A 12,962-nucleotide genomic window follows, 5' to 3' on the forward strand; every position below is an offset into this window, starting at 1 on the left:
TAGCAAGATGGCGAATGAATTTAAAAAGAATCATGCCCAAGTTTGTGAAGCTTGGCGGTTATTAAGCGCGGTAGAGCGAGCAACTTATCTACAAGCAGCTGTTGCTAAATTGGCCTTACTTACTGGTGACGCCAATAAAGCCCAGCGTTTATTTACCCATCTATTAAATGCCGCGCCGATGCTCGATGACGTGCAGCGTATGACGGGCGCAACAGGTGAGTCCAATGATTTGTACGTGACTGCTCGCGGCAAAACCATGGTTATCGGCGGCGAATCTGCTCGCGCGATGGCGGTACTTGGGCAATTGGTTGCAGCTTTACTGACTGGCAACGAGGTGATATTGCATTGCCCAAGTCAGAGCGAGATGTGTGTTGAAGCGGCAAAAATATTGCATGACACTGGCATCAGCGATGATGTCTTAAGCGTTGCCAATGATTCGCAAACCATTACACTGCTATATATCGATCGATTAGCGCAAGTTGCGGTCGCAGGCAACCAAAGCGAAGTGCAAGCCATCAGCCAAGAGCTTGCTAAGACCGATGGTATCTTGACGCAGGTCATTGCGGTCACTGATATGGAGGGGATGTCAGAGATGCTAACGCCCGATTATCTGTACCGCTTTGTCACTGAGCGGGTGAGGACCATTAATACCACAGCGATTGGCGGTAATGCCAGCTTGCTCGAGCTTGGCACCGAGTAAGTGCTGTAAAGCTAAATAAAAAAACTAGGATTGTATAAGCGGCGGTCAGTAGCCATTTTCCAAGCAATTTGGGAAATGATTACTGACCGTTTTTTTATTGTTTTATGAAAAATTAAGGATAAAATTAATCAAAAAGGTTAGCTAAAAATATATAGTATTAAAAAGTTTTTGAATTATTAAACAAAATAATGTGCTTTTTTGAGTTGTAAGTTAAATAAAGTTAGTGCTAGTATAAGTTAACCGTTTAGTCAGCATTTATTCATTGAATGCTAATAGACAGCTTCAACACGGAATGTTGAGGTACTTTAAGCTAAAAAGGAGTGTGACCCATGCTTATATTCTCCGTTTTTTCGATAGGGTAGTTAGCTTTACCTTTACCTATACCCGACCTTTATGACCGCTTTTTAATTGACGCATAGATGATTGGTGAATTAAAAAGTTCAAACCGCAAACCGATTAAGCCTGAGCAAGTCAGTAGTCAGATAGGCAGTCAGCTTATTCAATACCCGTATAACTATCAGTATTGATGTAGGTATGATGATCGTCATCGTATAAACTTTATTAACATGATAATTGAATACTACCTTAGGGCGGTGTCGTAATCACGCCTAACCTTTGCAGATATTGATTGTTAACATTTTATATTCGATTTCAGATAAAACTATAGTTTTTATCTGCCTTTTATTCTGACAGCCGAGCGTTGCTATGATTCGTTTTTATTTGAACGGTCAGTACAAACAAGTCACTGATCTAAACCCGAACACCACCGTTCTTGAGTATCTACGCCTGCATGAAAAGCAAACCGATACCAAGGAAGGCTGCGCGAGTGGCGACTGCGGCGCGTGTACCATCATGGCACAGCGCTTGCCTGCTCATGACGCAGACCAATCTATGCAAGCACCTTTTTATACCCTTAATGCTTGTATCACGCTACTGTCATTGATGGATGATCATCATCTGATGACTGCCGCTTATATCGCCGATAATGCCGCCAATCACCCAGATCGCGCCTTATTGCACCCAGCTCAGCAAGCCATGGTCGATTGCCATGGCTCGCAGTGCGGTTTTTGTACGCCTGGATTTGTCATGACGCTGGCGAGTACTTATGAAAACCAACGTTTGCAAGTGGCAGCAGGACTGGCATCGGACGATCTTAGTTACAATGATATTGTCGCTGCTATATCCGGAAATCTGTGCCGCTGTACCGGTTATCGTCCTATTATCGATGCGGGTTTAGCGATGGGTAAGATTGGCAAGCAGCGCGATGCTGGGCAAATCATTGCTAAAGATTTAACGATAAAACTGGCAACCGATGCAATGGCAAACCGTAAACATGCTGCTAGCAATACTATTGAGCCTGCACTCACTCAAGCATCACGCAAACTTTTTATTCCGCAGTCCATTGACGAGCTCAATCAGGTGTTAGCCGCGTATCCAAACGCAACCATTTGGGCAGGTGGTACTGATTTGGGGTTAAGCGTGACCCAGCACCTGGTCGATCATGAAGTGATTGTGCAACTGTCAGCGGTTGAGGCGCTAAAAACTTGGTCGCTACAAGACTTACATCAACATACTGATGAGAAATCTAGAGTTAATGCCGATAAAGTTAACAGCGACAAGGTTAATAGCGAAATGAAATCGGCAGTACCATCTTTAATATTGGGCGCGGGCATGAGTTATCAGCAACTGCTACCTGTCCTTGAAGAGTATTTTCCAAGTTTTGCTCATTTATTTGAACGCATTGCCTCGCCGCAAATTCGCAATATGGGCACCATTGGCGGTAACGTCGCTAATGCTTCACCGATTGGCGATTTGCCCCCGGTTTTATTGGCACTAGATGCGCAAATTCACTTGCGTCATTGCGCAGCTATTGATGGTAGCGATGCTAATAAAAATGGTTATATTGATGAGATTATACCTTTGCAGGCATTTTTCTTGGATTATAAAAAGACCAAACTGCGCGCTGGTAGTTATATCGTCGCCCTGCATATTCCGCTGTTGCAAGACCATCAGTATTTATATGTTCATAAGGTAAGTAAGCGTTATGAAGACGATATTTCTGCTTGTTTATTGGCAGCAAGAATCGATTTGGTAGCAGATGGGTTGACGATTAAAGATGCAAAATTCGGTCTTGGCGGTATGGCGGCGATTCCTTTATTGGCGACAAATTGTCAGGAAATGCTGGTTGGGCAATCTGTTGAGGTTGCCAGTTTTGAAGCAGCGGCGCAAAATCTGGCGTTAGATGTCTCGCCCATGACGGACGTTAGAGCCAGTCGTGAGTATCGTATGCATGTCGTGCAGCGCTTAATGATTAAATGCGGTAAGCAATTGGTCGCGGATATACAACCTGCGAGCGCTTAACGTTTATCGCCATTTATAAAGAATACAAGGAAGAGACACTATGAGCCATCATTCTTCACTATTTGACAGTTATAGTATACGCCGACAGCGCCCGCCAAAAAATAAAATCGGTACGGGAGTCAAACATGACAGTGCTATCAGCCATGTGATGGGAACGGCTACCTACGTCGATGACATGCTAAAACCGCAAAACACCCTGCATGTAGCGATTGGTAAAAGCGCCCATGCCCATGCCCGTATCTTACATATGGATTTGAGTGCAGTATGGGCGGCCGATGGGGTGGTCGATGTCATTACGTTTCAGGATTTGCCTGCTAAGACTGATATCGGGCCCGTGTTCGATGGCGATCCATTAATGGCAGATAAAGTCACCGAATACGTCGGTCAAACCTTGTTTGCGGTTGTCGCAACCAGTCATCGCGCCGCCAAAAAGGCAGTGCTGAATGCGCTGATAGAATATGAGCCTTTAGCCGCTATTTTGACTATCGATGACGCATTAGAGCAAGCGCAGTTTGTACGGCCGAGCCACTTTATGCAGCGCGGTGATACGCAAGCTGAGCTAAAATCAGCACCGACGCGTATTGCAGGGCATATTCATATGCTTGGGCAAGAGCATTTTTATCTTGAGGGGCAGGTATCTTACGTTGTGCCTTGTGACGATGGCGGTCTTGAAGTTTATACGTCGTCGCAGCATCCAAGCGAAGTGCAGCAACTGGTCGCTGAAGTAGTCGATTTACCCTTTCATGCGGTGACTACCATTGTCCGTAGAATGGGCGGCGGCTTTGGCGGTAAAGAAACGCAAGCTGCGGCGTGGGCGTGTCTGTGCGCTATCGTGGCTAAGCGCCAAAATATGCCAGTCAGTATGCGCTTAGATCGACAAGATGACATGGTGGTGACTGGTAAACGGCACGAGTTTTCCAATCGCTATGAGGTCGGCGTCAATGAAGACGGACAGATACTTGGCGTCGATATGCAGCTAGCAGGACTATGTGGCTATTCGCCTGATTTGTCCGATGCTATTGTCGATCGGGCGATGTTTCATTGTGATAATGCTTACTATTATCCGGCCGCGCAGATAGCAGGTCACCGCTGCAAGACCCATACGGTATCTAACACTGCTTATCGCGGTTTTGGTGGGCCACAAGGTTTGCTAACCGCTGAATATATGATGGATCACATTGCTTATACGTTAGGTAGAGATCCGTTGCAGGTACGTCTAGCAAACTTATATCAAAACGGTCAAAGCACCCATTACGGTCAGCCGATTGAGCATTTTGATTTGGGGACTATCATGCGGACGCTCGCACAGGATAGCGATTACGATAAGCGCCGTCAGCAAATTATCGAAGCAAATAAAAAGGCTGAAGCTGAAGGCAATGATAAACGCTGGGGTCTAGCGTTAACGCCAGTGAAATTCGGTATCTCATTTACCGTGCAAACCCTCAATCAAGCTGGCGCTTTGGTACTTATTTATACCGATGGCACGATTCAAGTCAATCATGGCGGCACCGAGATGGGTCAAGGGTTATATATTAAAATTGCCCAAATCGTTGCTAATGAATTTGATGTCGATTTAGATACGGTAAAAGCCACTGCTACTCGCACCGATAAAGTGCCAAATACCTCGCCGACGGCTGCCTCATCGGGTACGGATATGAATGGTAAAGCGGCGCAAAATGCCTGTATCACCATTAAAAATCGTTTGCTTGAGTTTGCTGCCGAGCATTTTCAAGTCAATGCCGAAGATGTCCGTTTTGAGCGCAATCACGTTTATATCGGTGCTAAAGAGGTGCTTACGTTTGCAGATTTTGTCTTGCTCGCTTATCAGCACCGTATTAGCTTGTCTTCGACTGGCCATTACAAAACGCCCAAGATATTTTACGACCGCTCAAAAGCGTGGGGGCGACCCTTCTTTTACTTTGCTTTAGGTGCAGCCTGCGCAGAAGTTGAGATTGACACTTTAACAGGAGAGTACAAAGTGCTGCGCTGCGATATCTTGCACGATGTCGGACAATCGATTAATCCTGCAGTTGATATTGGTCAGATTGAAGGAGGCTTTGTGCAAGGTATGGGCTGGCTGACCACTGAGGAGCTTATTTGGGATAAAAAAGGCAAGCTTGCTTCTAACAGCCCCGCTAATTATAAAATTCCTACCGCACATGATTTGCCTAAACAATGGCGCGTCAAACTGTTTGATCGTAAAAATGAAGAGCAGACCATTTATAATTCTAAAGCCGTTGGTGAGCCACCGTTTATGTTAGCAGCGAGCGTTTGGTGTGCGATTAATAATGCCATCGCAAGCTTGGGTGATTATAAGAAAAACCCAGAGCTAACCATGCCTGCGACGCCAGAGGCCGTACTAAAAGCCGTCATGCGTCTACAAGGTCAAGCGTGGGAAATCGCTTCTAAACCAGACACCGAAACCATTGAAAGCTTAACACCAGCTGACGATGACTGCGGCATTGATGACGATCGCGTACTGCCGCAGCAAGTAGCGCATGGTAAAGATATCGAACCGCCTACGTCTGAAGGTCAATTGTTTGATGAAGAGCCTGAGGCGATAGAAAACCCCAACGTCTCAACGGCTCGTGGACCTGCGCACAGTGAATAAGTCACTTATCACGCCAATGCCACCAACGAAATGGTATGAGGGACTGGCGCAATATCAGCAGCAGGGGGTTGCCCATGTTTTAGCGACGGTCGTTGCCGTCAATGGTTCGGCACCTCGCGAACTACAGTCTAAAATGATTGTCACGCTCGATGACTGCTGCGATACATTGGGCGGTGGGAGTTTAGAGCATGATGTAACGCTAACAGCGCGGCAACTATTAAATGGCGAGCTTGAGCCAAATAATTCGAAAGCTTCCTCTCAACCATTAAAAGCAGGCAGGTCTGCAAAAGCACAAGCGGTACGCCGTGAAGCAGTTTACAGCAAACATTATCCATTGGGCGCTAAGTTAGCACAATGCTGCGGTGGTAGCGTGACGGTGATGTTTGAATGCTTTCACTTAACACCACCGATGTCGCTATTGGTTTTTGGGGGCGGACACGTAGCTACCGCATTAATGAGCATATTGGCTGAGCTGCCTTGCCAAGTGGACTGGATAGACAGTCGTCCTGAGATGTTTGAGCGTTATCTGAGCGCTGAATCTGGCACAGTGGACGGACAGGTAAATGACCAATTACTAGCGCATATTCGTGTGCATATTGACGACGATCCGGTTGATTTTATCCGTCCATTTTTGACCAATGGCGCTCGCAGACTATCTACAAATAAAGGTACGCAATATTTTATTTTAGTCATGACTCATGATCACAGTCTTGATTTTGACTTGGTGCGCGCGGCTTTAGATTGTTTGCTAGCTACTGATTCAAAGACTGCATTAAAGGAAAGCAGTGCGCGGCCTTATGTCGGCTGTATCAGCTCGGCAACCAAAGCCAAGCGCTTTAAAGAAAAGTTGCTACAGCGCGGTTATAGCGAAAAAGTCGTTGATAAGGTAACGATGCCAATTGGCCTTGAGATTGGCGGTAAAGAACCAATGGCCGTTGCGGTATCTATCGCCAGTCAAATTTTGCAGCTGTATCATCAAGCATAAATATTATTTCTAATTAACATTTATCAGTAAAACTTTATTGCCTTTTACTCTATTTAGGTGAGACGCCTTTATGACCATACATATTTATCAAGCACGACTGCTGCATTATCTAACCGAAGACAATCTGGCTAAAAGAGAAAAAAGCACCAACAGCAGTGATACAAGCACTAACGATATACATGCCAATGATGCCACACTACCAGTGGTTGATAAAAACGTCATATTGCGCCCTGTAATCGCAGGTATTAATGTTTATCCTGAGTATATTGCCGAAGGTGCTTTGGTCGTCGATGATGTGAGCGGTCGCGTGCTAGACTATGGCAGTAAAAATGTGATTATGGCGCGATATGCTAGTAGTAGCGCACAACAGAGCAAAGCGCCCGTACAGATTCACGATTATCAAGACAAGCTAATCATGCCAGGCTTTATTGACACTCATGTGCATTATCCGCAGATAGATATGATTGCCGCCTTTGGTGAGCAATTGCTTGATTGGCTCAACAATTACACCTTTGTCACCGAAGCCAATTTTGGTGATCTAAAAGTTGCGCACGATACCTCAAAGTTCTTTTTAAACCAGCTGCTTGCCAATGGTACGACCAGCGCTTTGGTGTTTTCGACCAGTCATCCTGAGTCTGTTGAAGCGTTTTTTGAAGAAAGTACTCGCCTAAATACGCGCATGATTACCGGTAATGTACTGATGGATCAAAATGCGCCCGAGCATTTGTGTGTACCGACTGAGAAAGGTATCCGCGATTCGCAAAATATTATTGACAAATGGCACGAGCACGGGCGTCAACATGTGGCGATTACGCCAAGATTTGCCATCACATCGACGCCAAAACAGCTGCAAATGGCTGGTGAGTTATATCGCAGCTATGAGAGTGTATATCTGCAAACGCATCTGGCCGAAAACCTGGCTGAAATTGCCTTTGTACGTGAGCTTTATCCCAAACATACGGGCTATCTCGACGTTTATCATGATTTGGGGTTACTGGGAAGGCGAACTACTTTAGCTCATGGTATTTATCTTGAAGCATCAGAGTATGAGGTGCTGCGTGATACTGGGACGCAAATTGCCCATTGTCCAACGTCCAATTTATTTTTGGGTAGTGGTTTGTTTAATTTATCTAAGACTTTACGTTATACCGGCGTTAGTATCGCCACCGATGTAGGGGCAGGAACCAGTTTGTCGATGCTGACGACGTTATCGGAAGCTTATAAAGTGCAACAATTACAAAACAACCCATTATCCGCGCATCAAGGCTTGTATCAGATTACTTTGGGTAACGCGCAGTCGCTATTATTAGACGATAAAATCGGTAACTTTATGCCTGATAAAGAAGCGGATTTTGTAATAATAGACATGGGCGCGACAGAGCTACTTACGCGCCGTATGAGGCAGACAAAATCACTCGATGAGCAGTTATTTGTGCTGATGATGCTTGGCGACGATAGAGTGATTGAAGAAACAGTCATTGCTGGCATGAGCCGTTATAAAAAAGGGGTGATATAAAATAAGCTGACAAATAGCCAGCTTATTTCAAGGTAAGTTATTCTAAATAACATTCATAATTAGTGAGGGGTTCTAGCTAGGGCGTGTTCTCATTTTAAAAATGGTAATAAAAATGAGATAAATTGCAGCCAAACAAGGAAAATAGCGCCGTTAATATCGGGATATTAGCCAGCTATTTGACAAAGTTTGGCAAAATTTAGCCATTTTTAGTCTATTTAGATATACATCGATTGAATTGAGGACACGCCCTAATATATTACTCAGGATAATCTAGCCATACCCAACCATTCTCTAACCATTCGCTTAAATCATCTGGGTCAATATTTTTAACATCTTGAGTTTGTAAATGCTTACCATTGGCTAAACGCATTAGCACAGCGGCCGCTTCCGCATCCAAACCATCAAGGCGCTGACCGTTGGCATATAGCGTCACGCCATCATTGGTTTGGCTATACAGCAAACGATTGCTATAGTCGGCTTGTAGCGTTGCGCCATCTGATAGGGCCTGCATCAACTCATCAGTATCTAGCGTTTCTTCTGGCACCAGCGCATCATACTGGCGTTTACTAACAACTTCGGATACTGCTTGACGAATGATATCGTTGCCGCGCTCAGATTGGAGCATTTGTAAGAGCTGGTCTTTAATCGCCTCGATACTGCTTGCTGTCAATTCACCCGACGCTTGTAGTGTTTGTGGCAGTAGCATTGGAATAAATAAATCGCTGTCGTTGGTAGCAATATCAGCCAGACTGTCGATGATTTGCATCAAATTCGGACGACGACAACCAAAAGAGAAGGTTAGGCAATCATCTTGCGCGACGCCAAAGTGTGATAATTTCGGCGGCACATAAAGTACGTCGCCCGCTTCTAATATCTCATCAAAAATAATCTCGCCCATATCATCGAACAAGCGGATAGGCTCATCGGCGACAAACTCAGTGTTTTTATCACAAAATTTGCCAAGCTGCCAACGACGCTGACCGTAGCCTTGCGCTAAAAACACATCGTAATCATCATAATGCTTGCCGACTGAGCCGCCTTTTGGCGCATAAGACACCATGATATCGTCGCGTTGCCACTGCGGGATAAAATCAAACGCTTGCCACAACTGTCCGAGCTCAGGCGACCATTGTTCAAGGTTTTGTACCAGTACCGTCCATTGTTCAGGCAAATTGTCAAAATCGCTTTCAGTTAAGGGACTTTTTTTAAGTTGCCATTGCGCTAGGCCGTCTTGCTTAGTAGCGGCTTGGGTGAGCAGGCGTGCAGCCGCGTCTTCTTCAATAGCAAGACCAAGCATATCGTCTGGCTCAAACATGTCAATTAGCTGCGGTAAGCCTTGCTTAATAAGGAGCGGTTTTTTTTGCCAATATTCACTTAAAAATTGCTCAGGCGTGATAGAGTCGGGCAAGCAAAGAGGAATTGTGGTCATTGATAAATCCATGTCTAAAAATGGGTATAAGAGAAATAACAAGAGATGCTTTATAGGAAAGTTTTAATAGTTTATGATTATCGCCTAGCTGATAGCGAGTATTACCGTATGAATAGTTGCTGTCAGAACACCTCATCAATCGTAGGAAGTTTATGAAAAAATTACATTTTATCGTTATTATCGCCAGCGTATTTTTATTACAAGCTTGTGTGCACAAGGTTGTGACCGTGCCAGCTAAAATCGCTTATAAAACCACCAAAGGCGTGGTCAAAGGCACAGTGGCGGTCGGTAAAGCCATCATACCGGGCGACAGTGATGACGATGATAAAAAAGATAAAAAATAAAACCTTACCCATTAACTAACTGTCTTTTAAGACAAGTAATAGTAGGTAAGGTTAATGTTTTTCTTAATATAAATGAATAGGCAGTCCTACTCATTTATATCTATTTCAAAATATGTCCGCTAGCTACTTCAAGCTTGATCAGAGATTAAAGCTTAGCAATCCAGTCTTTAATCGTGCGAGCTTGCTCAGTGGCATTACCAGTATAAGTCGCAGGCGTCAGCTCACGTAGGCGCGCTTTATCGCTATCTGAAACCGCAGATAATTCATCGCTTTCTACGAAAGTCAGCATGGCCTCACGTGTCATGGCATTGCCACGGGTCAAGGCTTTAAGTTTCTCGTACGGGTTCTCAACGCGGTAGCGACGCATGACCGTTTGAATCGGCTCTGCCAACACTTCTTGCGCATTATCTAAGTCGTCATTTAAACGCTGTGCATTCAATTCAAGTTTACCAACGCCTTTTAAGCACGCATCAAAAGCAATCATACTTTGCGCTAAGCCAACACCGATATTACGCAGTACAGTCGAGTCTGATAAATCGCGCTGCATACGTGAAATCGGTAGCTTTTCGCCCAAATGTGCAAGCATCGCGTTCGCCACGCCTAAGTTACCTTCTGAGTTTTCAAAATCAATGGGGTTGACTTTATGCGGCATGGTTGAAGAGCCCACTTCACCGTCTTTTAGGCGCTGTTTAAAATAGCCTAAGCTAATATATTGCCAAATATCACGGTTAAAATCGATTAATATAGTATTAAAACGTTTGACCGCATCGAACAATTCAGCGATATAGTCATGCGGCTCGATTTGAGTGGTGTAAGGGTTAAAGGTTAGCTCTAGGTGCTGGTCAATAAACTGCTCAGCGTGTGCTTGCCAATCAACATCAGGATAGGCTGAAAAGTGCGCGTTATAGTTACCAACCGCGCCATTAATTTTGCCGAGTAGCTCAACTTGACCGATTTGTTTGATTTGGCGGGCTAAGCGATAAGCGACGTTTGCCATCTCTTTACCAAGCGTCGTTGGACTTGCAGTTTGACCGTGCGTGCGTGATAGCATTGGCTGGTCAGCATGAGTAATCGCCAAATCAACAATGCTATCGGTCACTTGCTGCATTTTTGCAACCACAATCTCGCGGCTGTCTTTTAGCATCAATGCGTATGACAAGTTGTTGATATCTTCACTGGTACAAGCGAAATGAATAAACTCCAAGCTGTCTTCTAACTGCTGATTACCACGGAATTTGTCTTTGATAAAGTATTCAACCGCTTTGACATCATGGTTGGTCGTCGCTTCGATATCTTTAATCGTTTGCGCGTCCGCTTCGCTAAAGTCGTCAACGATGCTGTTTAAAAAGGCATTGGTATCGGCATCAAACGCTGCCAACTCACCAATTGCGCTATTATCTGCCAATGACTGTAACCAGCGAATCTCGACGGTAACGCGAGCTTTAATCAGACCAAATTCAGATAGATAAGGACGCAAGCTGTCGGCTTTAGATGCGTAACGGCCATCGATTGGAGAGAGTGCGGTAAGTGGAGTCATAGTGATGCCTCAAATAGTTGTCAAAAGTAACAGGAGTAAAAGTGTTAAAAATAAGCAAAAATGAAGAAAGGTTGAAAGTTATTTAAAATCAAAACCCACAAGGCGCATCGATAGCGGCAATCACACCGCCACCAAGACACACCTCATCGATATAAAATACCGCTGATTGACCAGGCGTAACGGCTCGTTGCGGCTCATCAAATACCACACGGACTTCACTGCCATCATCATTTAGCGCGTAAACACGGCAGGCCTGATCGGGCTGACGATAGCGAGATTTTGCCATACAGCGTAAGCCTTCCGTGCTAAAAATATCGGCAGGCGGCAAGCCTTCGACCCAGTCAAGCTTATAAGCTTGCAGCTCATTACTCATTAGCATCGGATGCTCATGACCTTGACCGACGATCAAACGGTTTTTAGCCAAATCTTTTGCTAGTACAAACCAAGGCTCTTCTGGACGGTCTTTGACGCCGCCGATACCGATGCCGCCGCGCTGACCTAAAGTATAATACATCAAGCCATCATGCTGACCTATCACATGACCGTCGTCGGTGACGATATCGCCTTTTTGTGCTGGCAAGTACTGTTGTAAAAAGTCTTTAAAACGGCGCTCACCAATGAAGCAAATACCAGTAGAATCTTTCTTTTTAGCCGTCGCCAAGTCATGTTCTTCAGCGATTTGACGCACGACTGGTTTTTCAAGCTCGCCTACCGGGAACAGCGTTTTAGCGATTTTATCGCCGCCGACCGCATGTAAGAAGTAGCTTTGGTCTTTATTGTTATCCAGTCCACACAAGAGCTGGGCGACGGTTTCGCCGTTGTTATTTTTATAGTTCAGGCTGCGGCGCGTATAATGACCGGTGGCAATATAGTCAGCACCAAGGGTCAATGCATAATCTAAAAACGCTTTAAATTTGATTTCTTTATTGCATAAAATATCTGGATTTGGGGTGCGTCCAGCTTTGTACTCTGCTAAGAAATGCTCAAAAACGCGATCCCAATATTCCATTGCAAAGTTGGCGGTGTGCAGCTTGATACCGATTTTGTCACATACCGCTTGCGCATCTGCTAGGTCGTCCATCGCCGTACAGTATTCGGTGCCGTCATCTTCTTCCCAATTCTTCATAAACAGACCTTCCACTTTAAAGCCTGCTTGCTGGAGCAAAACGGCAGATACGGAAGAGTCGACGCCGCCTGACATACCAACGATGACGTGCTTACTGCTAGGATTGACAATATCGGCAAGCGTCAAAGGACGATGGATGCTAAAAGCGTCTGAAACGGGTAGACTTGAGGTGTTTGGCGTGGCTGACATAGAATTGCTCAACAATTTATACCTTATCCAAAGTGTGACATGACGCTATTCATCAATAAAACGACTAAGAGTGATAAACTTAGGCAACTGATGAAGTCATTTCGTTTTTTGGACAGGGTATTTTGGTCTGGGTATTGTGATAAAATAAGCGTCATATTATAGCA

Annotated in this window: 9 protein-coding genes; 6 read left to right on the plus strand and 3 right to left on the minus strand. The window is 44.9% G+C overall.

Annotated features, from left to right (window positions below):
• Positions 1 to 7 precede the first annotated feature (7 nt).
• The 5 genes from JFC07_RS08430 to guaD all read left to right on the plus strand — a co-directional run bounded on the left by JFC07_RS08430 (position 8) and on the right by guaD (position 8,173).
• Positions 8 to 700, plus strand: a complete 693-nt coding sequence (locus tag JFC07_RS08430) for a 1-pyrroline-5-carboxylate dehydrogenase (protein WP_198328850.1) — start codon at positions 8 to 10, stop codon at positions 698 to 700.
• A 705-nt stretch (positions 701 to 1,405) separates the two neighbouring features.
• Positions 1,406 to 3,061 (plus strand): xanthine dehydrogenase small subunit, encoded by a 1,656-nt coding sequence (locus JFC07_RS08435; protein ID WP_198328851.1) that lies wholly within the window; start codon positions 1,406 to 1,408, stop codon positions 3,059 to 3,061.
• 40 nt (positions 3,062 to 3,101) lie between these two features.
• Positions 3,102 to 5,672 carry a xanthine dehydrogenase molybdopterin binding subunit gene (gene xdhB, locus JFC07_RS08440; RefSeq protein WP_198328852.1) on the plus strand — a complete coding sequence of 857 codons (2,571 nt, stop codon included), beginning with the start codon at positions 3,102 to 3,104 and terminating at the stop codon, positions 5,670 to 5,672.
• The gene (gene xdhC, locus JFC07_RS08445; RefSeq protein ID WP_227678249.1) at positions 5,665 to 6,657 is read left to right on the plus strand and encodes a xanthine dehydrogenase accessory protein XdhC; all 993 of its coding nucleotides are present in this window, start codon (positions 5,665 to 5,667) and stop codon (positions 6,655 to 6,657) included. Before xdhB ends, xdhC begins: the two co-directional genes overlap by 8 nt.
• A gap of 70 nt (positions 6,658 to 6,727) precedes the next feature.
• Positions 6,728 to 8,173, plus strand: a complete 1,446-nt coding sequence (gene guaD / locus JFC07_RS08450; protein ID WP_198328853.1) for a guanine deaminase — start codon at positions 6,728 to 6,730, stop codon at positions 8,171 to 8,173.
• 256 nt (positions 8,174 to 8,429) lie between these two features.
• Here the strand turns inward: guaD and JFC07_RS08455 are convergent, their stop codons facing one another.
• Positions 8,430 to 9,602, minus strand: a complete 1,173-nt coding sequence (locus tag JFC07_RS08455; RefSeq protein WP_198328854.1) for a cupin domain-containing protein — start codon at positions 9,600 to 9,602, stop codon at positions 8,430 to 8,432.
• Positions 9,603 to 9,754: 152 nt separating this feature from the next.
• Between JFC07_RS08455 and JFC07_RS08460 the strand changes: the two genes are divergently transcribed.
• A complete protein-coding gene (locus JFC07_RS08460; RefSeq protein WP_068408670.1) occupies positions 9,755 to 9,946 on the plus strand; it encodes an NF038104 family lipoprotein in 192 nt (63 codons plus the stop codon).
• 145 nt (positions 9,947 to 10,091) lie between these two features.
• Here the strand turns inward: JFC07_RS08460 and purB are convergent, their stop codons facing one another.
• Together purB and mnmA are read right to left on the minus strand one after the other, a co-directional pair.
• A complete protein-coding gene (purB, locus tag JFC07_RS08465; protein ID WP_198328855.1) occupies positions 10,092 to 11,483 on the minus strand; it encodes an adenylosuccinate lyase in 1,392 nt (463 codons plus the stop codon).
• A gap of 88 nt (positions 11,484 to 11,571) precedes the next feature.
• Positions 11,572 to 12,798, minus strand: coding sequence for a tRNA 2-thiouridine(34) synthase MnmA (mnmA, locus tag JFC07_RS08470; protein ID WP_198328865.1), 1,227 nt, complete (start codon positions 12,796 to 12,798; stop codon positions 11,572 to 11,574).
• Positions 12,799 to 12,962 lie beyond the last annotated feature (164 nt).

The organism is Psychrobacter faecalis, from assembly GCF_016107575.1.
GTDB lineage: Bacteria > Pseudomonadota > Gammaproteobacteria > Pseudomonadales > Moraxellaceae > Psychrobacter > Psychrobacter faecalis.